The sequence below is a fragment of the Pseudomonas fluorescens genome, assembly GCF_902497895.1.
Lineage (GTDB): Bacteria > Pseudomonadota > Gammaproteobacteria > Pseudomonadales > Pseudomonadaceae > Aquipseudomonas > Aquipseudomonas fluorescens_BP.
Window position 1 is genome coordinate 13,351 of sequence record NZ_CABVHQ010000033.1, and the last position, 24,063, is coordinate 37,413.

22 protein-coding genes are annotated in these 24,063 nt (G+C 60.5%); 15 read left to right on the forward strand and 7 right to left on the reverse strand.

The window, feature by feature from the left end:
* Positions 1-94: 94 nt before the first annotated feature.
* Complete coding sequence (gene deoC, locus F8N21_RS17455) at positions 95-850, reverse strand: deoxyribose-phosphate aldolase (RefSeq protein ID WP_150643307.1); 756 nt, start codon at positions 848-850, stop codon at positions 95-97.
* A 695-nt stretch (positions 851-1,545) separates the two neighbouring features.
* Between deoC and F8N21_RS17460 the strand changes: the two genes are divergently transcribed.
* Genes F8N21_RS17460 through F8N21_RS17470 form a run of 3 tightly spaced genes read left to right on the forward strand, consistent with a single transcriptional unit; the run spans position 1,546 to position 6,327 of the window.
* Positions 1,546-3,912: a type VI secretion system Vgr family protein gene (locus tag F8N21_RS17460; RefSeq protein WP_150643308.1), complete on the forward strand. Its 2,367-nt coding sequence runs from the start codon at positions 1,546-1,548 to the stop codon at positions 3,910-3,912.
* Entirely contained in the window at positions 3,912-4,778 is an 867-nt protein-coding gene (locus F8N21_RS17465; protein ID WP_150643309.1) for a VRR-NUC domain-containing protein, read from the forward strand. The genes F8N21_RS17460 and F8N21_RS17465 overlap by 1 nt, the downstream gene beginning before the upstream one ends.
* Positions 4,732-6,327: a type VI immunity family protein gene (locus tag F8N21_RS17470; protein ID WP_224788244.1), complete on the forward strand. Its 1,596-nt coding sequence runs from the start codon at positions 4,732-4,734 to the stop codon at positions 6,325-6,327. The genes F8N21_RS17465 and F8N21_RS17470 overlap by 47 nt, the downstream gene beginning before the upstream one ends.
* A gap of 116 nt (positions 6,328-6,443) precedes the next feature.
* On the opposite strand, the gene F8N21_RS17475 is transcribed toward F8N21_RS17470, so the two are convergent.
* From F8N21_RS17475 to F8N21_RS17490, 4 genes are read right to left on the reverse strand one after another with little or no spacing between them, the layout of a single operon-like run.
* Positions 6,444-7,319 (reverse strand): ChaN family lipoprotein, encoded by an 876-nt coding sequence (locus F8N21_RS17475; protein WP_150643310.1) that lies wholly within the window; start codon positions 7,317-7,319, stop codon positions 6,444-6,446.
* 21 nt (positions 7,320-7,340) lie between these two features.
* Complete coding sequence (locus F8N21_RS17480) at positions 7,341-8,108, reverse strand: heme ABC transporter ATP-binding protein (protein ID WP_150643311.1); 768 nt, start codon at positions 8,106-8,108, stop codon at positions 7,341-7,343.
* Complete coding sequence (locus F8N21_RS17485; RefSeq protein ID WP_191624346.1) at positions 8,108-9,091, reverse strand: FecCD family ABC transporter permease; 984 nt, start codon at positions 9,089-9,091, stop codon at positions 8,108-8,110. Before F8N21_RS17485 ends, F8N21_RS17480 begins: the two co-directional genes overlap by 1 nt.
* A 50-nt stretch (positions 9,092-9,141) precedes the next feature.
* A complete protein-coding gene (locus F8N21_RS17490; RefSeq protein ID WP_150643313.1) occupies positions 9,142-10,029 on the reverse strand; it encodes a heme/hemin ABC transporter substrate-binding protein in 888 nt (295 codons plus the stop codon).
* A 216-nt stretch (positions 10,030-10,245) separates the two neighbouring features.
* On the opposite strand from F8N21_RS17490, the gene F8N21_RS17495 reads away from it, so the two are divergent.
* Positions 10,246-10,563: a Rieske (2Fe-2S) protein gene (locus F8N21_RS17495; protein ID WP_150643314.1), complete on the forward strand. Its 318-nt coding sequence runs from the start codon at positions 10,246-10,248 to the stop codon at positions 10,561-10,563.
* Here the strand turns inward: F8N21_RS17495 and sfsA are convergent.
* Positions 10,560-11,273, reverse strand: coding sequence for a DNA/RNA nuclease SfsA (sfsA, locus tag F8N21_RS17500; protein WP_150643315.1), 714 nt, complete (start codon positions 11,271-11,273; stop codon positions 10,560-10,562). The genes F8N21_RS17495 and sfsA overlap by 4 nt on opposite strands.
* The gene (locus tag F8N21_RS17505) at positions 11,273-12,445 is read right to left on the reverse strand and encodes a pyridoxal phosphate-dependent aminotransferase (protein ID WP_150643316.1); all 1,173 of its coding nucleotides are present in this window, start codon (positions 12,443-12,445) and stop codon (positions 11,273-11,275) included. Before F8N21_RS17505 ends, sfsA begins: the two co-directional genes overlap by 1 nt.
* 327 nt (positions 12,446-12,772) lie before the next feature.
* Between F8N21_RS17505 and dksA the strand changes: the two genes are divergently transcribed.
* From dksA to panD, 11 genes are all read left to right on the forward strand, one after another.
* Positions 12,773-13,216, forward strand: a complete 444-nt coding sequence (gene dksA / locus F8N21_RS17510) for an RNA polymerase-binding protein DksA (protein ID WP_150643317.1) — start codon at positions 12,773-12,775, stop codon at positions 13,214-13,216.
* Between the two features lie 99 nt (positions 13,217-13,315).
* Positions 13,316-14,212 (forward strand): tRNA glutamyl-Q(34) synthetase GluQRS, encoded by an 897-nt coding sequence (gene gluQRS, locus F8N21_RS17515; protein WP_150643318.1) that lies wholly within the window; start codon positions 13,316-13,318, stop codon positions 14,210-14,212.
* 77 nt (positions 14,213-14,289) lie between these two features.
* Positions 14,290-14,466: a hypothetical protein gene (locus tag F8N21_RS17520; RefSeq protein ID WP_003176118.1), complete on the forward strand. Its 177-nt coding sequence runs from the start codon at positions 14,290-14,292 to the stop codon at positions 14,464-14,466.
* Positions 14,450-17,404 (forward strand): sensor histidine kinase, encoded by a 2,955-nt coding sequence (locus tag F8N21_RS17525; protein WP_191624344.1) that lies wholly within the window; start codon positions 14,450-14,452, stop codon positions 17,402-17,404. The genes F8N21_RS17520 and F8N21_RS17525 overlap by 17 nt, the downstream gene beginning before the upstream one ends.
* A 22-nt stretch (positions 17,405-17,426) precedes the next feature.
* Complete coding sequence (locus F8N21_RS17530; protein ID WP_150643320.1) at positions 17,427-18,860, forward strand: sigma-54-dependent transcriptional regulator; 1,434 nt, start codon at positions 17,427-17,429, stop codon at positions 18,858-18,860.
* A gap of 98 nt (positions 18,861-18,958) precedes the next feature.
* Positions 18,959-19,309 carry a hypothetical protein gene (locus F8N21_RS17535; protein ID WP_150643321.1) on the forward strand — a complete coding sequence of 117 codons (351 nt, stop codon included), beginning with the start codon at positions 18,959-18,961 and terminating at the stop codon, positions 19,307-19,309.
* 236 nt (positions 19,310-19,545) lie between these two features.
* Positions 19,546-20,955, forward strand: coding sequence for a polynucleotide adenylyltransferase PcnB (locus tag F8N21_RS17540; RefSeq protein WP_150643322.1), 1,410 nt, complete (start codon positions 19,546-19,548; stop codon positions 20,953-20,955).
* Positions 20,956-20,959: 4 nt separating this feature from the next.
* Positions 20,960-21,445: a 2-amino-4-hydroxy-6-hydroxymethyldihydropteridine diphosphokinase gene (gene folK / locus F8N21_RS17545; protein ID WP_150643323.1), complete on the forward strand. Its 486-nt coding sequence runs from the start codon at positions 20,960-20,962 to the stop codon at positions 21,443-21,445.
* A 320-nt stretch (positions 21,446-21,765) separates the two neighbouring features.
* Complete coding sequence (gene panB / locus F8N21_RS17550; RefSeq protein ID WP_150643324.1) at positions 21,766-22,566, forward strand: 3-methyl-2-oxobutanoate hydroxymethyltransferase; 801 nt, start codon at positions 21,766-21,768, stop codon at positions 22,564-22,566.
* Entirely contained in the window at positions 22,563-23,444 is an 882-nt protein-coding gene (gene panC, locus F8N21_RS17555; RefSeq protein ID WP_150643325.1) for a pantoate--beta-alanine ligase, read from the forward strand. Before panB ends, panC begins: the two co-directional genes overlap by 4 nt.
* A 108-nt stretch (positions 23,445-23,552) precedes the next feature.
* The gene (gene panD / locus F8N21_RS17560; protein WP_123497181.1) at positions 23,553-23,933 is read left to right on the forward strand and encodes an aspartate 1-decarboxylase; all 381 of its coding nucleotides are present in this window, start codon (positions 23,553-23,555) and stop codon (positions 23,931-23,933) included.
* The last annotated feature ends 130 nt before the right edge of the window (positions 23,934-24,063 follow it).

Consider the following 24,063-nt stretch of genomic DNA (forward strand, 5'->3'; position numbering starts at 1 on the left):
GGCTAATCACGGTTATTTGACCCGGCTCTTTGCCGGGTCTTTTTTTGCCTGTCGAAAAGTCGCTGAGCCTGTGCCAAGCGCCGGATCGACGCTATCAGGCAGGTCGTTGCCCCAGGCAGGCGAGCAATTCATCCAGCAAGCCCGAGGCACCTATGCGCATATGCCTGGCACTTACCCAGTCAGCCCCCATGCGCTGCCGGGCAAGCCCGATATACAGGCGGGCATCCGCCAGCGTACGAATCCCCCCGGAAACCTTGAGACCGACCTCGGCTCCCTGCTCGGCAATAGCCTCCAGCATAATTCGCGCGGATTGCTCTGTGGCATTGATCGCCACCTTGCCGGTGCTGGTCTTGATGAAATCCGCGCCTGCGGCAATTGCGTCCAGGCTGGCCCGGCGAATCAGCTGCGGATCGCGCAGTTCACCGGTTTCCAGAATTGCTTTGAGTAGCACCGGTCCTGAACAGACTTTCCGGCAGGCGGCCAGCAACTCCCGGCCGATGTCGAAATTCCCTGCCAGCACCTCATGAAAGGGGTAGACCACATCCACCTCATCCGCTCCCGCAGTTATCGCCTGCGCAACCTGGGTGACGGTTGAAGCGATGTTGCTACCGCCGTAAGGGAAGTTGGCAACGGTTGCCACCCGGACCGCCGCCCCTCCCAGGCTGTTCAGGGTGTTGCGTGCCAGGCCGACAAACCGCGGATAGACGCAGACCGCCGCCACCGGACCACAAGGAGTCAGCGCGCGCAGGCAAAGACTGACGATAGCCGCGTCATCATCATCGGCATTCAGCGAGGTCAGATCGAGCAAGCTGATTGCCAGCCGAGCCAGCTGTTTACCCGGTTGATCCATGGATTCACCTTCAATGGTCGGCACAATGGATAAACAATAAAGCAGTCAGTCGAACGAGTGCCTGACTTTGGACCCGTCAAGACGCTAACTACGCGATTATCAGAAGCTTCCGATGCAGGAGGTATGCCTTTGATCAATTCCTGCAGTTCCTTCGCCCCATCTGCACGCAGACAGGACGGCGAATGCCTCAACCGAGGTTTATGGACCAAGGACGGGCGTGAACGCAACGTGCCTGACTGTGAAAGCCCCTCGTTGGCGGGCCTGCCGCCACCCGGCAAGCCCAGGTATCTACACATTTTTTGATGCTTGACAGGGCGTAGCAGCTGTCGAGTAGAACGAGGCAGCGTCCGGCTGCGAAGCAGCCGTAAGACCCTGCACCTCGGTGTTGCCGATAAACCGCGAGCACAGCTTTTACGGGCGTTCTAGCTGTTAGAGATGTGTAGATACCTATGCCCAGCAAGCCCTGGACAAAACTGCCCGCCAGATCATCAGCCGCGAGCTGGGCCATGAGAAAGCCCAGATTACGCCGTGCACCCTGGGGCGACAGCACCGACATATCTGACAGCCCAATACCCCAAGCGTAGTAGGACGCCTCTCGATTGCCACGCCTCTATTGAGGCGTGAAATGACGTCTGCCTAGAGTGCGATACAAGTTGGCTGATTGACTGACGCCAACCCCCTGGCAAGGAGCGCTCATGCCCCGTCAAAGCGACTTACATTTCACCTTCGAACCCTTGCACGGGGACGCCTTCGAAGTGGTCTCGTTCACGCTCGAAGAAGGCCTGTCCCAGCCCTTCAAGCTGACCCTGGAATTGGCCAGCCACGATGCGGCCATCGACTTCAATCGAGTACTCGACCTGGCCGCGCTGTTCACCCTCTGGCGCGGCGAAACCCCGGTGCGCTATGTCCACGGCCTGGTCAGCCTGTTCAGCCAGGGCGACAGCGGATTTCGCCGCACCCGCTACAGCGCCGTGGTCGAACCGACCCTGGCCCGTGCTGGCCTGCGCTCCAACTGGCGGATTTTCCAGGGAAAGACCGTGCCCGAGATCATCACCAGCGTGCTCGAAGGCCAGCAGCTGACCGACGTCCAAACCTATCTCTGCTTCGACCACCAGCCCCGGGAATACTGCGTCCAGGCCGGGGAAACCGATCTGGACTTCATCGCCCGCCTGGCCGCCGAAGAGGGTCTGCTCTACACCTTCGAACACCGCGCCGACGGTCACACCCTGTTCCTCACCGACCGCGTCGGCGGCCTGGGCACCATCGGCACCCATGAGCACTGCCCGGTGCTGTACCAGCCCATGGGCGGCGGTGATTCCCCGGAACCTGCATTACACCGTTTCCACTACACCGAACAGGTCCGCACCGCCCGCCAGGTGCAGCGCGACTACACCTTCACCCACCCGCGCTACCACCAACAGCACAGCGCCGATGGCGGCCTGGACCTGAAGAACCAGCACAAGGACTATGAACGCTACGACTACCCCGGTCGCTACAAACGCGATGCCGCCGGCAAGCCCTTCACCAAGACCCGCCTGGCCGCCCTGCGCAGCGACGCGCGCATGGCCCACCTCGAAGGCGACGACGCGCGCCTGCAACCGGGCCTGGCCTTCGACCTGAGCGAGCACCCGCGCGAAGACTTCAACGACCGCTGGCGCACCATCGCCCTCCAGCACGAAGGCCAACAGCACAGCAGCTTGCTGGAAGAGGCCGTCGGCAGCGACAGCGGCACCTCCTATCATTTGGAAGCCAGCGCCATCCGCTGGGACGCCGAATGGAAAGCGCCGCTGCAGGACAAACCGCGCATCGACGGCCCGCAGATCGCCACCGTGGTGGGGCCGCCCGGAGAAGAGATCTATTGCGATAAATGGGGCCGGGTCAAAGTCAGCTTCCCTTGGGATCGCTCCGACCGAAAGGACGACCACCGCTCCTGCTGGATCCGCGTCGCCCAGGGCTGGGCCGGTGCGACCTGGGGCGCCATGGCCATCCCGCGTGTCGGCCAGGAACTGATCATCAGCTACCTCGACGGTGACCCCGACCAACCCATCGCCACCGGCCGCGCCTACCGCGAAACCAATCTGCCGCCCTATGAGCTGCCGAAACACAAGACGCGGATGACCCTCAAGAGCCGAACCCACAAGGGAGAGGGCTTCAATGAGCTGCGCTTTGAGGATGAGCTGGGGCAAGAGGAGGTTTATATCCATGCCGAGAAAGACAAGAACGTCCACATCAAGCACAACAACACCATCTTCGTCGGCAATGACCGTAGCGAGAAGGTCGAGCGCGACGAGCAGATCGAAATCGGCCATGACCGCAGCGAGCGGGTGGGCAACGATGAGCGGATTGCCGTGGTCCAGGATCAGCATCTGGAGGTGGGTCGCGATCGCATCCAGACAGTAGGCCGCAATCATCAAATCAGTGTCGGCAGGGATCGTACCGAGGAAGTTGCTAACAATCGGTACGACAAAATCGCCGCTGATCATGACATCCAGATCGGTGGGAATTTTCAACACTCGGTGAGGGGCCACTATTGGCTGTCCGCTCGACAGGGCATTGAGCAAAAAACCACCCTGTTCGAGGTTGCGGCGGGCCAGCGAATCGTTCTGAAAGCGCCTGGCGGCAGCATCACCATTGATGGCGATGGCATCACCCTTGATGGACTGACGATTCAGATCAAAGGGCAGGTCACCGCAGACACGATCGGAACGGGCAATCCGTTTGCAGATCCGCAGCCCGCCCCAGCACCGCTTGGCGCATTCCTCGGGCGCTATACGTTGCTGAAGAACGATCAGCGTGCCTTCGCTGGCTATCGGTATCGCATCACCGATGGTGCTGCCGTGCTTGCCGAAGGTCTGACCCGTTCTTCTGGCGAAACGGACTGGGCCAGCACCGAGGCGACTCAATCGGTGCGAGCTCATAAAGCAATCATGCGTGACGATCAGCGCATCACCGAGGCCTGGCAATCCCATGTAGCAGCCACCGGCGACCAGGTCTTGATCTGCACTTCTGACGAGCTTTTTCAGGATGACTTTCTCGATCAACACACCGGAGACCTTGACTGATGCCAGCCCCTGCCGCCGCACCACTTCTTGCGGGCGCGTACCGCGCCTATCGCGTGTATCAGGCTCACGAAGCCACCATGACCGCCGCCGATATGGCTCAGCTCGCACGGGAAATTGCCGAGCGCCAAAACCAGATCAGGCAAGTGCTGCGCGAGACCATCGAAGCGCTGACCCGTGAAATCGATATCAAGAGTTCGACCTTTGCCGTAGTGGATCGGGGCGGCAACAGCACCGTCGCCCGACGCGGCAATGAGAACGTGACCTTCAAGGAATACATCGAACGCAAAGTGCCGTTTCGCCCAGCCATCAGCCAGGTGTGCAACGTCGCCTTGCAGATGCCGATCAAGGTGCCAAGGCGCATCCGCAAGAAAATCGCCGGCGATATCGTGGAAACCACCATTGAGATCGCCCTCAAGCAAACCACCGCCTCGTTGCTGTTTGAAGCCGTGGACGAGGTGCTGGACTGGCGCAGCCCGCTCAAGGCCGAACCCAATTACAACGGCAACAGCAAAAAAGCGTTGCTGGGTGACCCTGAGACTCGTCCCAAGCGATTTGGCAAGGTATTCCCGTTTTGGCCGCGCCCCAGAGAAAGCCTGGCGCCGGATCTGGTGGTCGTCGAGTACCGGCAGGAGCCCTTTGAAACCGAGAACGTGTTTGCCGCGATCGAGATCAAGTTTCCGCGGGATTGGGTAAGGGATGAACAAATGAAAAATTACGTGAAGCTTATGAAGCCAAAAACAGGCGTCAACCCGGAGAAAATTGGCAAGGAGAAAGTGGCGCTGTTGCGGGTGCCTGAGGATTGCACCGGTTTTGCAACGGATGAAAAGAAATCAACGCCAAACGACCAGACAAGGAAGAAGAAATAATCATGAGTACCACTCATCAGATGTTTACCTCCGAAGAACGAGACCTATTTGTCAGGAGTGGCCTAACTCAGAATCAGGCACTGAGGAAGCCTCACACAGCGTCAGCCCGTTTATCAGTTTCTACTTCCCGGCGGGCCCAGAAAATCACCTCGAATCATCGCTGCTGCTGGTGGATATTCACGAAGCCTTCGAACAACTGGCTGGAAATCCTTACACCATTGCTATGCACCCAGCCGCCGCACGTCCCCATCGTTATCCCGCACGCTGGCCAGATCTCCGCGAGCAGGCCAGGAAAACCTCCCAATACAAGTACTTTGTTTTCTCTTTCACTGATGAAAAAAACCACGCCTCGTCACCCACGACGGCGGGCTATTTTTGGCGCAGTTGGATTGAAGATACAGGGTCGAAAACGGCCTATTCCTCGGTCGTGTTTTATTACCGCTGGCAGTGGTGGCAAGACAACCGTGAGGCATGGCGCCGCTTTGTGCTGAAAACGATTGACCTGCTCAAGGCGCATCAGGTCTACAGCGGTTTTGCCATGGCCAATCCTCTAGAGTTTGGCACGCGATCAGCAGTCACTACCTGGGAGCGGGCGCTAACACCCGCCTTCCATGGGCTGGATATCGACTATGCCTATGGCATGGACGATGAATTGCTCAACGGCATTCGTCCCCCCACCTGGGCCTTCCTGCTCGCCAATCACTGGCGCGACAAACTGGGCCTGACCCGTGAACAAGTGCGCAGCGCATTAGCGCACCCACGCATCAGCATCACCGAATTGCACAGCGGCCAGTGGATCGAACTGGGCGAACAACCGGAGCTCTATCCCGTCGAGCAAGGTGTGCCTGAGCTGCCCATGCTCCTGAACAAGCTGCTGAAGCCCATCCGTTACGACGACTTGGGGTTGCTGGGTTTCGGCCAATGGGACGGCGACCCCAACGAGCGTTTCACCGATGCCGACAGCCGCCGCTGGATGGCCCGTTTTGACGCCGACAGTGATTGGCCGACACCGGCATTGCGCTCTATCGCGCCGCCATCAACCTCAGGTCACGCTCGTCCCCAGCTGCCTGTCAGTGTCATTTCCGGCATGGCCTGCACTCAAACCGGGTGGTGGCTCGTCCCGGGTCAGGCTGATTCCCGGCGAGCATTCAAGCAGGGCGATAGGTTGCCTGCCCTCGCCAGCGAGTCAGGCGACGGATTGGTGCTCTGGCAGCGCGACCCTGATCAAACCCCGCCTGAGCCAGCCCGTCACGCCAGCAGCAATGAACCGGCCCCTCGCGCAGGGCGCTGGGAAATGGAGAAAGAGCGCTGGGTCGACTGCGATGTCCGGTTGAACGAACCTCTTCCACGCCATGAAGGCCAGATCGTTCGCTGGCACTGGACCGTCAGCGGCATGCGCGCGCGCAGTGGCGAACCCTGTCCGTATCCCGGCGCTTGGCTGTGCGAGTACAAACCGGGAAGCAGGCAAGTCATCGAATACGAAACGCCCATGCCGAAGGTCAATGGCGAAATCGTCGTCTGGCTCTGGATGGGGCTAGCGCCCACCTGAGCCCGATAATCGGCAGCCAAGGCCGCAGATATCCGGCCCTGCCTGCTACTGCCCTTCAATGACAGCCCGTAGCTGCACAATGAGCTCGCGCGAATTATTTGCCGATGCGCCAGGCGCTATTTACGCATTTGAGCGCAATAGTCCTGCTCCGGCCTGACCGCTGTGTACCAGACGTAATCCGCTGTGCCTGGCGCCACCTCGGCCCCCTGCTCAGCCAGCATCAGCACCCGTGTGCCGTCCGACGCCCCGAGATCAAACAGGTGCACCGGCACGCCGACATCCTTGCGCGCGTGATAAGCGCCGGCAAACAACAGTGAAGGAGAGGGTGCCGCCAACAGGCGCTCGGCCATCCGCCGATCACGTTGCTGCTGGACCGCGAGCATGGCGGGCATTTGCGATTCCGGTAGCAGGCCACAATGGGATTCGCGTACTTGCTCCAGCAATTCGAGCCTGACCGAATCCGAGTTCGAACGAGTGCCGCTCAACGCTGGCGCCCGGGTATAAATCTCGCGTATTTCAGCGCTGCTCAGGTTGGCCGCCAGCAATGGATAAGGCTGCGTCAGGGCAAAGCGCACGATAGGTCCATACAACTTCCAGTCCCAGCCGGATTGCCATGCCAAAGCTTCTGGCAAGTCATCAGGCCAACCCGTGATCTTCAGCTGAATGCGGACCTGGTCGACATGGGGTTGCTGGTCTGGCGTCAGCATCTCCAACAGCAGGCTGCCTTGGCCACGGCGCTCGGACAACGCCTGCAACAACCACAATTGCAGCCGGTGGTGGTCAGGGTTGTCGTGCCGCTCGCCGACGATGACCCGTGACGCCTTGGCCAGGCGCCCGACCAGTTGGTCAGCAGTCAGCAACTCCCCGCTGCCGAGCTCGCGAATCATTCCCGCGCCTTCTTTCGAGCTGCCTGGAGCCGGCGCGATCGGCAACTGCGTCGCGGTTTGGCAAGCGCCGAGCAGTATCAAAGCCAGTAGCAGAATCGCGCGCATGGGTTCATTCCAGAATTGCTTTTAACGGGCGATGATAAGGGGGTGCCCACGCTCCGGATGGGGCTGCACCAGCACCTCCAGGCCGAACACCGCTTTCAGCGGTTCCGGTTGCAGTACCCTCGCAGGACTGTCCAGCGCATAAGGGCGTCCGCCCTCAAGCAGCAACAGACGATCACAGTAGCGCGCTGCCAGGTTCAGATCATGCAGGATCACTAAAACTGCCGCACCCCGACCGGCAAACTCGCGGATCGCTTGCAAGGTGGTGTGCTGATGCAGCGGGTCGAGCATCGAAGTTGGCTCGTCGAGCAATAACGTCTGCCCGTCCTGTCCCGGCCATAGCTGCGCCAGGACCCGTGCCAGGTGCACTCGCTGCCGTTCGCCCCCGGACAATGCCAGATAACTGCGGCCGTTCAGATGCCCGGCGTCAGCGGCCTCCAGAGCCGCGGCGATAATTTCCTCGTCGCGGACCCGGCCGCTTTGATGGGGCAAGCGCCCCATACCGACCACTTCCTCGACCCGAAAGGCAAAGTCCAGGGTCGAAGTCTGTGGCAATACCGCCAGGCGTTGCGCCCTTTGCACACCTTCCCAGTGCCCCAATTCACGCTCATCCAGCCAGACTTTGCCCTGACTTGCAGGCAGTTCACCGCACAACGCGCCGAGCAAGGTGCTCTTGCCCGCACCGTTGGGGCCGAGTACGCCGAGCACTTCGCCCGGTATGAGTTGCAGATTGATATCCGTCAGCACCGTCTTTTTGCCACGGCGAACCTGCAGGTTTTCCGCTCGCAGCATCAGGCGCGTCCTCGCAACAGCAAATACAGAAAGAACGGTGCGCCGATAAACGCAGTGACTATGCCGATCGGTAACTCGGCAGGAGCCAGGGCCAAACGCGCCAGCAAATCGGCAAACAGCAGCAGGCTCGCTCCCGCCAGCACCGAGGCCGGCAACAAGACCCGATGATCCGGCCCGGCCAGCAGCCGCAACAGATGCGGCACCACCAAACCGACAAAACCGATCATGCCGGCCGCCGCAACCGCTGCCCCGACCCCGAGCGCTGTGCAGAACACCAATTCACGCTTGAGCCTTTCGACATCGATGCCCAGGTGATTGGCTTCCGACTCCCCCAACAACAGCGCATTCAGCGCATTGGCTCGCCGCGGCAACCACAGTGCTACCGCCGCACTCACCAGCAACAGCGGCCAGAGCCGGGAGTAACTGGCGCCATTCAGGCTGCCCAGGTTCCAGAAGGTCAGGGTACGCAAAGTTGCATCATCCGCCAGATAGGTGAACAGCCCGACTGCCGAACCGGCCAGCGCGGTCAAGGCAATGCCTGCCAGCAACATGGTCGCCACGCTGGTTTGGCCATTGCGCCGACCGAGGCGATAGACCAACGCCGTCACCCCCAACCCGCCGAGAAAGGCACAGAGTGAAAGCAAGTAAGGCCCGAGCGCCTCAGGCAGACCGCCAAACAGCGAGCCCCCAACAATGGCGATCGCCGCGCCCAATGCCGCGCCGCTAGAGACGCCGACCAGCCCCGGGTCGGCCAGTGGGTTGCGAAACAAGCCCTGCATCGCCACGCCGGACAACGCCAGGACACCCCCCACCGCCATGCCCAGCAAGGTCCGCGGCAGACGAATCTGTCCGAGAATCAACTCGGCCTGCTCCAACCCGTCCGCGGCTATTGGCAACCCCAGCAAACGCAACACCGCGCGCAGGGTGTCAAGCAGCGGCAGGCTGACCGGCCCCAGGGCCAATGACAGCCAGACCGCCAGCAAACACAGTAGGCTCAGCCCGATAAACAACGCGCGCGGTTTAACCAGAGTGGTCATGGGGCAGTGTTAGCCGTGGCCGATCCAGCAGGATAAAAACCGCTCGAGAGTTTTACCAGGCTCGCCGGCAAACGTGGCCCGAGTCCGCCCACCAGCAAGGTTGGATCGAGTTCGAACACCCGTCCCTCCTTGGCTGCACGGGTTGCAGCGAGGATCGGATTTTCCCTGAACAACGCAGCACGGGCCGCCTCGCCGGACAGACTGCGATCGGCGAAGACCAGCACGTCGGGATTGAGACTGGCCAGCGACTCCACCGAAAAGGGCTTGTAGCCGCTGTGGGTCGCCAGATTCCGGGCACCGGCCTGCTGCAGCAACCAGTCTGCCGCGGTGTCCTTGCCAGCCACCAAAGGTTTGCCGCCGGCATTCCCCACCAGCAACAACACGCTCGGTGCTGTTTGCCGGGTCTGCGCCTGGCTGACCCAGGCCTTGTGCTGCAAGAGTTGTTGCTGATAGTCCTGGAACAGTTGCGCGGCTTTGTCTTCGCTACCCAACAACTTGCCCAGATGCTGCAAGTTACCTTGCAAGGCCGACAACTGCGGCCGCGCCGAGAACAACTCGACCTGCACGCCAGCGCTGCGAATCAGCGTCAGCGTCGGCGGCGGGCCCATTTCTTCGGTTCCCACCAGAATCTGCGGGCGCAAACTCAAAATGCCCTCCGCCGACAACTGCCGCTGATAGCCGATATTGGGCAGCGCCTTGAGTGATTCCGGGTGCTGGCTTGTAGTATCCACACCGACCAGCTTCGACTCGCCGCCCAATGCACTGACCCATTCCGACAACGCGCCACCGGCACTGACCCAGCGTTGCGGCAAGTCGGCCGCAGCGGCCCCCTGGCTGACCAATAGTCCGACACAGAACGCAATAGCGCTGGTACTCAGGCGCATAAAAGGTTTTCCTTTGAGGGGCGGCACTCTGGATCTCGCGTCAATCTGGAATCCGCAAGATCCTCGACAGCCTAATCCGCAAGCACGTGGACAACGGGCGAAGCGGCCATTTGATAATTGTTTGCATTTGCACGTCAAGCACGGACATGTTTCGTCCCATGCACTGCGAGCACAGCATGAGCCTTGGCGCAGAGCCTGCGCCACCTGAGGATAGCCATGAAGTTTCTTTGCACCCACGCCGAACTGGTCGATGCCAGCAGTCGTGGTTTTGATATCGACGGCCAGAAGCTGTTTGCCGTGCGCCGCGAAGGCGAGGTCTACGTCTATGTCAATCGCTGCCCCCACCGTGGCGTTGCGCTGGAATGGCAGCCTGATCAGTTTCTCGACCGCAGCGCCAGCATGATCCAGTGCGCCACCCACGGCGCACTGTTCCTGATCGAAACCGGCGAATGCGTCGCCGGTCCCTGCGCCGGGCAGTCCTTGATCGCCCTCACCTGCAAGGAAGACGGCGAAGGTATCTGGGTCGAGCTTTAGCCGTTCAGAATGACTTCCAGGCGGCGGTCGATGCAGACCTCTTCAGCGGTCAAGCGCACGCCGTAAGCCAACACCTCGACCCCTGACGCAACCGCCTCGCGCAGCGCCGCGGCATAGACCGGGTCGATCTCCCGGGCCGGACGTACCGCCTCGATGCCGGTCAGATTGACGCAGTACAGCTGCACCGCGCGAATGCCGTCTCGCGCCAGGCAAGCCAGCTCGCGCAGGTGCTTGGCTCCGCGCTGGGTCACCGCGTCAGGAAAGGCGGCTATCGCCAGGCTATCAAAGCCCAGGGTGACACTTTTGACTTCGACAAAAGCCGGGCCGCCTGGGTAATCCAGGCGGAAATCGATCCGGCTATTCTCCTGCCCGTAAGCGACTTCGCGCTTGAGCCCGGTAAAGCCATTGAGCTCAGTGATCAAACCAGCGTGCAATGCCTCCTCAATCAAGCCATTGGCGCGTGCCGTGTTCACGCACGCCAGGCGTCCCTGCGGGGTTTCGCTGATCTCCCAGGTGCCGGGCAATTTGCGCTTGGGGTCGTTGGAACGACTGAACCAGACCTGACCGCCTTCGACCATGCAGTTGAACATCGATCCGGTATTTGGGCAGTGAATGGTGAGCAACTCGCCGTCAACGGTTTCGATATCCGCCAAAAACCTCTTGTAGCGACGAAGCAATCGACCTTCTTCAAGTGGTGGATGAAAGCGCATCAGCCCTGCCAGCTCCGCAAACCGCGGGCAATCCGCTCGACAGCTTCCTGCAAACGATCCAGGTTTTGAGTGTAGGCAAACCGCACGTGATGGCCGGCCTGATACCGACCGAAATCCAGCCCCGGGGTAATCGCCACGTGCTCGGTTTCCAGGAAGTGCCGGCAGAAAGCGAAGGCATCTCCGCCAAATGCGCTGATATCCGCGTAAAGATAGAAAGCGCCTTCCGGTTCCACGGCAATGCCGAACCCCAGTTCGCGCAAAGCCGGTAACAGGAAGTCACGCCGGCGGCCGAATTCGGCGCGACGCTCTTCGAGAATGCTCAGGGTATCGGGCTCGAAGCAGGCCAGCGCGGCGTGCTGGGCCATGCTTGGGGCGCTGATATAGAGATTTTGCGCGAGTTTTTCCAACTCACCGACCGCGGCAGGCGGCGCCACCAGCCAACCCAGGCGCCAGCCAGTCATGCCGAAGTATTTCGAAAAACTGTTGAGGACAAATGCCTCGTTATCGACTTCCAGCACGCTGGCCGCATCAGTGCCATAGGTCAGGCCGTGATAGATCTCGTCCACCACCAGGTGACCGTGGCGCGCCTTGATTGCGGCGGACAACCCGGCCAGTTCGTCGCGAGTCAGAATGGTCCCGGTCGGATTGGCCGGAGAAGCCACCAGCGCGCCGACACTGTCCTGATCCCAATGGCGTGCAACCAGCTCTGGAGTCAGCTGATAACGCACATCCGGACCAACCGGCACCAACTGTGCCGCGCCTTCTACCAGGCGCAGGAAGTGCCGGTTGCACGGGTAACCCGGATCCGCCAGCAACCAGTGCTTGCCCGGGTCGACCAGCAAACTGCTGGCCAGCAGCAATGCCCCCGAACCACCGGGGGTGATCAGAATTCGCTCGGGATCGATATCCAGGCCATAACGCTGCTGATAGAAACCCGAGATGGCTGTGCGCAACTCCGGGATTCCACGGGCGGCGGTGTAACGGGTCTTCCCCGCGGTCAGCGCGGCCTGGCCGGCCTTGATGATCGGCTCGGCCGTGGTGAAGTCGGGCTCGCCGATTTCCAGGTGAATCACATCGTGTCCGGCCGCCTGCAACTCGTTGGCACGCGCCAGCAACGCCATGACGTGGAAAGGTTCGATAGCGCGGCTGCGCGCACTGTAGGGCTGAGCCATTAGCCTTCCTTCAAGGGTGAGCAAAAAAATGATTCTACCCAATGGAGGGAACGAGCGAGAGCCTGAAACGGTCGGATTTATCAGATAACCGGAACAACCCATGCGTTTGGCTCCGGATTGACTAAAATCAATATTTGATCAGGCCTCCAGACCCACCAGACAAGGCTTTGCAAGCTTTTGCAAGCACCTCGGACCGCTGGCTCGTCAACAGAGAGTAGCGCGGTCCGATTTGATCTGGTAAGTTCGCCCGCTTGCAGCCGCAGGGCCGGCAGGTGCCGGTGATGGAGCAATCCTGCGCAATGGATTACAAGAGTAGAGGCGGTCCACATGCCCACCCAAGCAAAGCAACAGAGCAGCCAACTGATTAGCGGCTTCGAACCCTACGTTCCGACCAAGGGTGAGGAATACATGGGCGAGCCCATGCGCAAGCACTTCACCAAAATCCTGAACAAGTGGAAACAGGACTTGATGCAGGAAGTCGACCGCACTGTTGATCATATGAAAGACGAAGCGGCCAACTTCCCTGACCCGGCCGACCGTGCCAGCCAGGAAGAAGAGTTCAGCCTGGAACTGCGCGCCCGTGATCGCGAGCGCAAGCTGATCAAGAAAATCGACAAGACCCTGCAGCTGATCGAAGATGAAGAATATGGCTGGTGCGAGTCCTGTGGCGTAGAGATCGGTATTCGCCGACTGGAAGCGCGCCCTACCGCCGACATGTGCGTCGACTGCAAAACCCTGGCGGAAATCAAGGAAAAACAGGTCGGCAAGTAACCGCCGGACTGAACGAAAAACGGAGCGTGCGAACGCTCCGTTTTTGTTTCTGGCTTTTGATCTCCAACAATCTCCGGATTTCCCGGTAGCATCCGCCCCATGACTGCCATCACCTCATCCGCGTATATCGGGCGCTTCGCCCCTACTCCCAGTGGTTACCTGCACTTCGGTTCGCTGGTCGCCGCCCTGGCCTCGTACCTTGACGCCCGTTCCGTCGGCGGACGCTGGCTGATGCGCATGGAGGACCTCGACCCACCACGGGAAGAGCCCGGAGCCCAGGCCGCGATCCTCAACACCCTGGAAGGTTACGGTTTCGAATGGGACGGTGAGCTGGTCCGCCAGAGTGATCGCCACGATGCCTATGCCCAGGTGCTCGATCGCCTGTTCAATCAAGGCCTGGCTTACGCCTGCACCTGCTCGCGCAAAACGCTTGCGCCCTGGCACGGCATTTATCCCGGATTCTGTCGCAACGCTGGCCACGCCCGCGAAGGCGCCGCCATCCGCCTGCGGGTACCGGAACTGGAATACCACTTCGAGGACCGGGTACAGGGTGAATTCCGTCAGCACCTGGGTCGCGACGTGGGTGATTTCGTCATCCGTCGCCGCGACGGGCTGTACGCCTATCAACTGGCAGTGGTACTCGACGACGCCTGGCAAGGCATCACCGATATCGTTCGCGGCGCCGATCTGCTGGACTCCACGCCACGTCAGCTCTACCTGCAAGAGTTGCTTGGCTTTGCACAACCGCGCTATCTGCACGTGCCGCTGATCACCCAACCGAACGGTCACAAGCTGGGCAAGTCCTACCGTTCGCCGCCGCTGATCGACCATCAGGCCACGCCGTTGTTGCTGCGCGCACTGCGTGCCCTGGGCCAGAACCCCGAGAGCGAACTGGACGATGCGAGCCCCCGGGAAGTGCTGAACTGGGGCATCCGGCACTGGGATGCGCAACGGATCCCGCGCACACTGACGCTGCCCGAAGCGCAAATACGCTGACGCTACTTGCAGCTTGGCGCCCATCCGTTACCATCGCCGCACGTTTTCGGGCACGCGCACAATAAAGAGAGGCCAGGATGTACATCTATCGTTTGGTCCTGCTCCTGGTAGTCGGGATCTATCTGTTCTCCCCGGCCATCATGGATTGGTGGATCGACGCCACTGGCGCCTGGTACCGCCCTTATCTGCTCTGGCTGATTCTGATCGTCGTGACCTTCATCCTGCAGAGCCAAAAAGATGCCGATGAGCTTTAGCCTGACCCAGATGATCCTGATCAGCGCCGCCTACCTGGCGGTGCTGTTCGGCGTGGCCTGGATCAGCGAACGAGGAATGATCCCGCGTTCAATCATTCGCCACCCGCTGACCTACACCCTGTCGCTGGGCGTGTATGCCAGCGCCTGGGCGTTTTACGGTACGGTCGGCCTGGCCTATCAGTACGGTTACGGCTTTCTCTCCAGCTACCTTGGGGTTTCCGGCGCGTTTCTGCTGGCGCCGGTGCTGCTCTATCCGATCCTGAAAATCACCCGCACCTACCAGCTATCGTCCCTGGCCGACCTGTTCGCGTTCCGTTTCCGCAGTACCTGGGCCGGTGCGCTGACGACGATTTTCATGCTGATCGGGGTCTTGCCGCTGCTGGCGCTGCAGATTCAGGCAGTCGCCGACTCCATAGGTATCCTCACCCGCGAACCGGTACAGCATCGCGTGGCCCTGAGCTTCTGTGGGTTGATTACCCTGTTCACCATCTTCTTCGGCTCCCGACACATCGCCACCCGGGAAAAGCACGAAGGGCTGGTGTTCGCGATTGCCTTTGAGTCGGTGATCAAACTGATCGCCATTGGTGGCGTCGGCCTGTATGCCTTGTACGGCGTGTTCGACGGTCCGCAACAGCTCGAGCTGTGGCTGCTGCAGAACCAGACAGCCCTCGCTGCCCTGCACACTCCGCTGCAAGAAGGCCCATGGCGCACGCTGCTGCTGGTGTTCTTCGCTTCGGCGATCGTCATGCCGCACATGTATCACATGACCTTCACCGAAAACCTCAATCCGCGCTCCCTGGTGAGTGCCAGCTGGGGCTTGCCACTGTTCCTGCTATTGATGAGCCTGGCGGTGCCGCTGATCCTCTGGGCCGGCTTGAAACTGGGCGCCACCACCAACCCGGAATACTTCACCCTGGGTATCGGCATCGCCGCCAACAGCAAGCCACTGGCACTTCTGGCCTATATCGGCGGGCTGTCGGCCGCCAGCGGGCTGATCATCGTGACCACCCTGGCGCTGTCCGGGATGGCCTTGAACCATCTGGTGCTGCCGCTCTATCAGCCGCCGGCCGAAGGCAACATCTACCGCTGGCTGAAGTGGACTCGCCGGGCGCTGATCGTCGCGATCATCATGGCCGGCTACGGTTTTTACCTGTTGCTGGGCGCAGAGCAGGATCTGGCTAACCTCGGTATCGTCGCTTTCGTCGCCACGTTGCAATTCCTCCCAGGCGTGTTGTCAGTGCTGTACTGGCCAACGGCCAACCGCCGCGGCTTCATCGCTGGGTTGCTGGCGGGGATCCTGGTGTGGCTGGTGACCATGTTGTTGCCGCTGGTCGGCAACCTGCAGGGCTTCTATATTCCACTGCTGAATATGATTTACGTGCTGGATGACACCAGCTGGCATATGGCGGCCATCGCCTCGCTCGCCGCCAACGTACTGATGTTCACCCTGATCTCGCTGTTTACCAATGCCAGCCCCGAAGAGGCCAGCGCCGCTGAAGCCTGCGCGGTGGATAACGTCCGCCGCCCGCAACGCCGGGAACTGCACGCTGCCTCGCCTCAGGAGTTCGCCACGCAACTGGCCAAGCCCTTGGGCGCCAAGGCTGCGCAGAAAGAAGTCGAACAGGCCTTGCGCGATCTTTATCTACCCTTCGATGAGCGCCGGCCCTATGCCTTGCGCCGGCTGCGCGATCGCATCGAGGCCAACCTCTCGGGCCTGATGGGACCGAGCGTGGCTCAAGACATGGTCGAAACCTTCCTGCCATACAAACCCGGCGGCGAGAACTATGTCACTGAAGATATTCACTTCATCGAGAGCCGGCTCGAAGACTACCACTCGCGCCTGACCGGTCTGGCCGCCGAACTCGACGCGCTGCGCCGTTATCACCGGCAAACCCTGCAGGAACTGCCCATGGGCGTCTGCTCGCTGGCCAAGGACCAGGAAATCCTCATGTGGAACAAAGCCATGGAGGAGCTGACCGGTATCGCCGCCCAGCGCGTGGTCGGTTCGCGCCTGAGCACCCTTGGCGATCCGTGGAGAGAGTTGCTACAAGGTTTCATCAACCTTCCGGACGAGCACCTGCACAAACAACACCTGGCCCTCGACGGCCAGACCCGCTGGCTGAACCTGCACAAAGCCGCCATCGACGAACCATTGGCGCCTGGCAACAGCGGCCTGGTGCTGCTGGTGGAAGATTTGACCGAAACCCAGATGCTCGAGGACAAACTGGTGCACTCCGAGCGATTGGCCAGTATTGGCCGACTGGCGGCCGGGGTAGCCCATGAAATCGGCAACCCGATCACCGGCATCGCCTGCCTCGCGCAAAACCTGCGTGAAGAGCGCGAAGAAGACAGCGAACTGACGGAAATCAGCGGGCAGATCCTCGAACAGACCAAGCGCATCTCGCGCATCGTCCAGTCACTGATGAGCTTCGCCCACGCCGGGAGCCATCAAAACAGTGACGAACCGGTGTGCCTGGCCGAAGTGGCGCAGGATGCCATTGGTTTGCTGGCATTGAACCGACGCAACTTCGAAGTGCAGTTCTACAATCTGTGCGACCCGGACCACTGGGTCGACGGCGATCCGCAGCGGCTCGCCCAGGTCCTGATCAACCTACTGTCCAATGCCCGCGATGCCTCACCGCCCGGCAGTGCAGTACGAGTCAAGAGCGAAGCCGGCGAACACACGGTCGATCTGATCGTCGAAGACGAAGGCAGCGGTATCCCACAGAACATCATGGACCGATTGTTCGAACCTTTCTTCACCACCAAGGATCCTGGCGAAGGCACCGGTCTGGGCCTTGCACTGGTCTATTCCATCGTTGAAGAGCATTATGGACAAATCACCATCGACAGCCCGGCTGACACACAAAGCCAGCGCGGCACCCGTATCCGGGTGACCTTACCGCGTCATGTCGAAGCGACGTCCGCTGTGAACTGAGACCGTCGAGAGTATCGAATCTATGCCGCACATTTTGATCGTCGAAGACGAAACAATTATCCGCTCCGCCTTGCGCCGTCTGCTGGAACGTAACCAGTACCAGGTCAGCGAAGCCGGTTCCGTGCAGGAAGCACAAGAGCGTTTCAGCATTCCCACGTTCGACCTGATCGTCAGTGACCTGCGCCTGCCCGGCGCCCCGGGTACCGAGCTGATCAAGCTCGGCCAGGGCACCCCGGTGCTGATCATGACCAGCTACGCCAGCCTGCGCTCGGCCGTCGACTCGATGAAGATGGGCGCGGTGGATTACATCGCCAAGCCTTTCGATCACGACGAAATGCTGCAGGCCGTTGCACGCATCCTGCGTGACCGGCAAGTGGCGCAGAGCACACCGAGTGAACCTGCTGTCGGCAAGGCCAATGGCGCCGCGAAAAACGCTGTCGACAACAGCAACGGCGAGATTGGCATCATCGGCTCCTGCCCGCCGATGCTGGATATGTACAGCAAGATCCGCAAAGTCGCGCCAACCGATTCCAATGTGCTGATCCAGGGCGAGTCCGGGACCGGCAAGGAACTGGTGGCCCGCGCCCTGCACAACCTGTCGAAACGCGCCAAGGCACCGATGATTTCGGTGAACTGCGCGGCCATCCCGGAAAGCCTGATCGAGTCCGAACTCTTCGGCCACGAAAAAGGCGCCTTCACCGGTGCCAGCGCCGGTCGCGCCGGCCTGGTCGAAGCCGCTGATGGCGGCACCTTGTTCCTCGATGAAATCGGCGAGCTGCCACTGGAAGCCCAGGCCCGCTTGCTGCGCGTGCTGCAGGAAGGGGAAATCCGCCGCGTCGGCTCGGTGCAATCGCAGAAGGTCGATGTGCGCCTGATTGCCGCGACCCACCGTGATCTCAAGAGTCTGGCCAAGATCGGCCAGTTTCGCGAAGACCTGTATTACCGCCTTCATGTGATCGCCCTGAAGCTGCCGGCCTTGCGTGAGCGGGGCGCCGACGTCAACGAAATCGCCACTGCCTTCCTCGCCCGTCAAAGTGCCCGGGTTAACCGCACAGACCTGAGGTTCGCCGCGGATGCCGAGCAGGCGATTCGTCATTACTCCTGGCCGGGTAACGTTCGCGAACTGGAAAATGCGGTGGAGCGCGCGGTCATTCTGTGCGAAAGCCCGGAAATTTCCGCCGAACTGCTGGGGATCGATATCGAGCTGAGCGATCTGGAAGACGACGACTTCATCGGCCTGGCACCACAACAGGGCAGCGCCAACAACACCAGCCACGAGCCTACCGAAGACTTGTCCCTGGAAGACTACTTCCAGCATTTCGTTCTCGAGCACCAGGACCACATGACCGAGACCGAGCTGGCCCGCAAACTCGGGGTCAGCCGCAAATGCCTGTGGGAACGGCGTCAGCGCCTGGGCATTCCACGACGCAAGACCGGGGTTGCCAGCGAAAGCTGATGCGCGCGGGTAACACCCGCACAGGTGAAGAAACTGTTACCTCAGATTTTTCACGTAACAGAAGCCGGGGTTTACGGTAACGACGCCCCGGCTTTTTTATGCCCGAAAAAACCTCCTTCTCCCGCCAAACCCCCGGCTTTACTGGCTTTCACAAAAGTTGGCACGACACCTGCTATATGCTTAGTACAAAAACAATAACAAGCAATGCAACAAACAATAAAAATAAGACGAAACGGCTCACGCACAATAAAAACAACACGGCGGAGGCGCAGCTAACTGATTCTTTTGGAGAGGCGTTGTATTTGGGGCTTGCCCCGCAACCAGGCCGAGAACAACAAAAAACTGTCCTAAGACAGAGCCTGAACTGGTTGGATCAATGGATCATGCAACACAGCGACCAAAGCAATCCGTTTGCTCTTGGCTCCCGATTGGGAGGGTCACGAAGGTAAGAACTCGTGGCGAGGGCACTCAACAAAAACAAAAAGCCCGACACCAATAATAAAAATAGAGCATGCAACTACTTCTTGGGGAGCTTCGGCTCCCCTTGTGGTTTCTGGCGTTTGAGACCGAGTTCATAGCCTTTGCGCACGCTTCCTACACCATCCCCCGACTAAATGCTAGAATCCCCGCCCATCATGCGGTCATTCTTCGTTATGGCCGAACATTCCTTCAAACAGTGCATCCCATGCTGAAGAAGCTGTTCCAGTCATTCCGTTCTCCCTTGCGTCGTACGCAACACATCCGCAGCACGCCTGAAGTGCTGAACAGCAGCCAGCATTCGCTGCAGCGCGCTCAATTCAGCCGTTATGCGGTCAACATCGTCGAACGCTTGCAGAACGCCGGTTACCAGGCTTACCTGGTTGGTGGCTGCGTGCGCGACATGCTGCTCAACATCACACCCAAAGACTTCGACGTCGCCACCAGCGCCACGCCGGAACAGGTACGCGCCGAATTTCGCAATGCGCGGATCATCGGCCGCCGGTTCAAGCTGGTGCATATCCACTTCGGTCGCGAAATCATCGAAGTCGCAACCTTCCGCGCCAATCACCCGCAAAACGACGAAGAGGAAGACAGCAACCAGTCCTCACGCAACGAAAGCGGGCGGATTCTGCGGGACAACGTCTATGGCACGCTGGAAGAAGACGCCCAGCGTCGCGACTTCACCATCAATGCCCTGTATTACGATCCGGTCAGTGAGCGCATTCTCGACTACGCCAATGGCGTACACGACATCCGCAACCGCCTGATCCGCCTGATCGGCGATCCACAGCAGCGTTACCAGGAAGACCCGGTACGGATGCTGCGGGCCGTGCGTTTCGCCGCCAAGCTGGATTTCGGCATCGAGAAGCACAGCGCTACGCCGATTCGCGACCTGGCGCCGATGCTGCGCGAGATCCCTTCGGCACGACTGTTCGAGGAAGTGCTCAAACTGTTCCTCTCCGGTCATGCCGCAGACACCTTCGAAATGCTGGTGGACCTGCAGTTGTTCGATCCGTTGTTCCCGGCCAGCGCCGAAGCACTGGAGCACAACCCGACCTACACCCACACCCTGATCAGCGAAGCCTTGGCCAACACTGACCTGCGCATCAAGCAGAACAAACCGGTGACCCCGGCGTTCCTCTTCGCTGCCCTGCTCTGGCCTGCCCTGCCGGCTCGCGTGCTGCGTTTGCAGAACCGCGGCATGCCGCCGATTCCAGCCATGCAGGAAGCGGCTCACGAGCTGATCAGCGAGCAGTGCCAGCGCATCGCGATTCCGAAACGCTTCACCCTGCCGATCCGCGAGATCTGGGACATGCAGGAACGCCTGCCGCGGCGTAGCGGCAAACGTGCCGATCTGCTGCTGGACAACCCGCGTTTCCGTGCCGGTTACGATTTCTTGCTGCTGCGCGAAAGTGCTGGCGAACAGACCGATGGCCTAGGCGAGTGGTGGACCGATTATCAGGACGCTAACGACAGTGAGCGTCGCGACATGATCCGCGACCTCAGTGGCAAGGACGACGGAACCAGCGGAGCCCCGCGCAAGCGTCGCCGCAGCGCCGGCAGCAAGCGTAAACGCACGACCGCGGTCGGCACTCCGAGCGCTTCGGGCGAGTAAACGGATGGAACGTATCTACATCGGCATGGGCAGCAATCTGGCGGCCCCGGCGGACCAATTGGGTCATGCAGTCGAGGCATTGGCGCAGTTACCGCAGACCGCGCTGATTGGCGTATCGGCTTTCTATCAAAGCGACTCCCTGCTGCCCGGCCAACCGCGCTACACCAACGCCGTGGCCGCGCTGGACAGCGGTCTCGCGCCCCTGGCACTGCTCGACGCGCTGCAAGCCATCGAAAACGATCAAGGCCGAGAGCGCAATGAACGCTGGGGGCCGCGCACGCTGGATCTGGATATCCTGCTGTTCGGCGACCGATTGATTGACGAACCGCGCCTCAAAGTCCCTCATTACCACATGCAGGCCCGAGCCTTTGTGCTCTATCCCTTGGCCGAACTGGCCCCGGCAGACCTGCAACTGGCCGACGGCCGCCTGCTCAGGGCATTGCTCGCCGACTGTCCGTTTGTCGGGCTGGAACGCTTGTCACCGATTTAATGTGGGAGCGGCGGCGATCCGACTTGCTCGCGATAGCATCGGCGCGGTGCATCAGGCCCACCGCGCCGTCACGCGGGCAAGTCGGATCGCCGCACCGCCGCTCCCACAGGTAACACCGTTCACGTAACAACGCAGTAACACACACAATTGACTTCCAGAGTTCTCCTCACGACTATAGGCGTCCCGCTGCCGCCAATCCGGCATTAAAGGGCGCCATCCAGGCCTTATAAGCACGACAAAAGACCGTGCGCCTGTATAAACGAAACATCACGCGCGTTACTCGCAGTAGTTTTCACAGCGCCTGAATGAGGACACTTTTCATGCCAGACATTACCCTGACCACCTTGCAGAGCCTCAAGCTCAAAGGTCAAAAGATCGCCATGCTGACCTGCTATGACGCGACCTTTGCTCACGCCTGCTGCGAGGCGGGTGTCGACGTGCTGCTGGTGGGCGACTCCCTCGGCATGGTGCTGCAAGGACATGACAGCACACTGCCCGTTTCCACCGCTGACATGGCTTACCACGTTGCCGCAGTCAAACGCGGTAACGCCGGAGCGCTGATCCTCGCCGACCTGCCATTCATGGCCTACGCAACCACCGAACAGACAATGATCAACAGCGCCCTGCTGATGCAGGCTGGCGCGCATATGGTCAAAGTCGAAGGCGCACTGTGGCTGGCGGATTCGATCCGGCTGCTGGCCGAACGTGGCGTGCCGGTCTGCGCGCACATGGGGCTGACGCCGCAGTCGGTGAACATCCTCGGCGGCTATAAAGTCCAGGGTCGCAATGAAAACCAGGCGCGACAGATGCGCGCTGACGCCATCGCCCTGGAACAGGCAGGCGCCGCCATGTTGTTGCTCGAGTGCGTACCGAGCGAGCTGGCAGCTGAAATCACCCAGGCGGTGAGCATTCCGGTGATCGGGATTGGCGCCGGTAGCGCCACCGACGGTCAGGTGCTGGTGCTGCACGACATGCTCGGTCTGTCACTGACCGGTCGCGCGCCTAAGTTCGTGAAGAACTTCATGGCCGGACAGGACAGTATTCAAACAGCCCTGAGCGCTTACGTCGCTGAAGTCAAAGCGGTAACTTTCCCTGGCCCTGAACACGGATTCTCTGCATGAACACTGTCAAGACCGTGCGCGAATTGCGCGCCGCCGTAGCTCGCGCCCGCAGTGAAGGCAAACGGATCGGCTTCGTGCCGACCATGGGTAACCTGCACAGTGGCCATGCGGCGCTGGTGACCAAGGCGGCCCAGCGGGTGGACTTCGTGGTGGCGAGCATTTTCGTCAATCCGCTGCAATTCGGTGCTGGCGAAGACCTCGACACCTACCCACGGACCCTCGCGGCCGACCAGGAGACATTGCTCCAGGCCGGCTGCCACCTGCTATTTGCCCCGAGTGTCGATGAAATGTACCCGGACGGCATGGCCGGCCAGACTCGCGTCAGCGTTCCGCAATTGTCCGCGGGTCTGTGCGGCGCCAGCCGTCCCGGTCATTTCGAAGGTGTGGCGACGGTGGTCACCAAGCTGTTCAACATGGTCCAGCCAGACCTGGCGATCTTCGGCCAGAAAGACTTCCAGCAACTGGCGGTCATTCGCGCCCTGGTCCATGACCTGAACCTGCCGATCCAGATCATTGGCGAGCCGACCGTACGCGCGGCTGATGGCCTGGCGCTGTCCTCGCGCAATGGCTACCTGACCGAAGAGCAACGTACCATCGCCCCGGCGCTGTATCGCAACCTGAACCAGATTGCCGAAGCCATCAAACAGGGTGAGCGCGATTACCCCAAACTGTTGTCAATCCATAACCAGCAGCTCGCAGCCCTTGGTTTGCGGCCCGATTATCTGGAAATTCGCCAGGCACTGAGCCTGCGCCCGGCAACCCCGGACGACCGCGACCTGGTGATCCTCGTTGCGGCCTATTTGGGGGCCACCCGGTTGATTGACAACCTGCATCTGAACCTCGACGCTACGGTTCAAACGGTAAAATCAAAAGATTAAACAGTAAAATCAAAAAATAACGGCAAGATCAAAAGATCGCAGCCTGCGGCAGCTCCTACGCGCCTGTGGGCGCTGCCCGACGTTCGATTCCAACCTGGGAAAACACTCATGCACGCCATCATGCTCAAAGCCAAGTTGCATCGCGCCGAAGTCACCCACGCTGTGCTCGACTACGAAGGCTCTTGCGCCATCGATGGCGAATGGCTGGACTTGTCCGGCATCCGCGAGTACGAACAGATTCAGATCTACAACGTCGACAACGGCGAACGCTTCACCACCTACGCGATCCGTGGCGAAGAAGGCTCGCGGATGATCTCGGTCAATGGCGCGGCCGCGCACAAGGCCAAGGTCGGTGACCGGGTGATCATTTGCGCCTACGCCCACTACAACGAAGCCGAATTGCTCAACTTCAAGCCGCGCATGCTCTACATGGCACCGGGCAATGAGCTGAGCCATACCAGCAATGCCATCCCGGTGCAGGTCGCCTGATCGACCGCACATCTGCACAGACTGAAAGCCCGGTTGGCCTGCCAGCCGGTCGCGATGTTATAAAAAAGTACCAGTCGCAGGGCAGACAAAGCCAAGACAGATCAAGACGCGGGGGTTACTGTATTCGCCC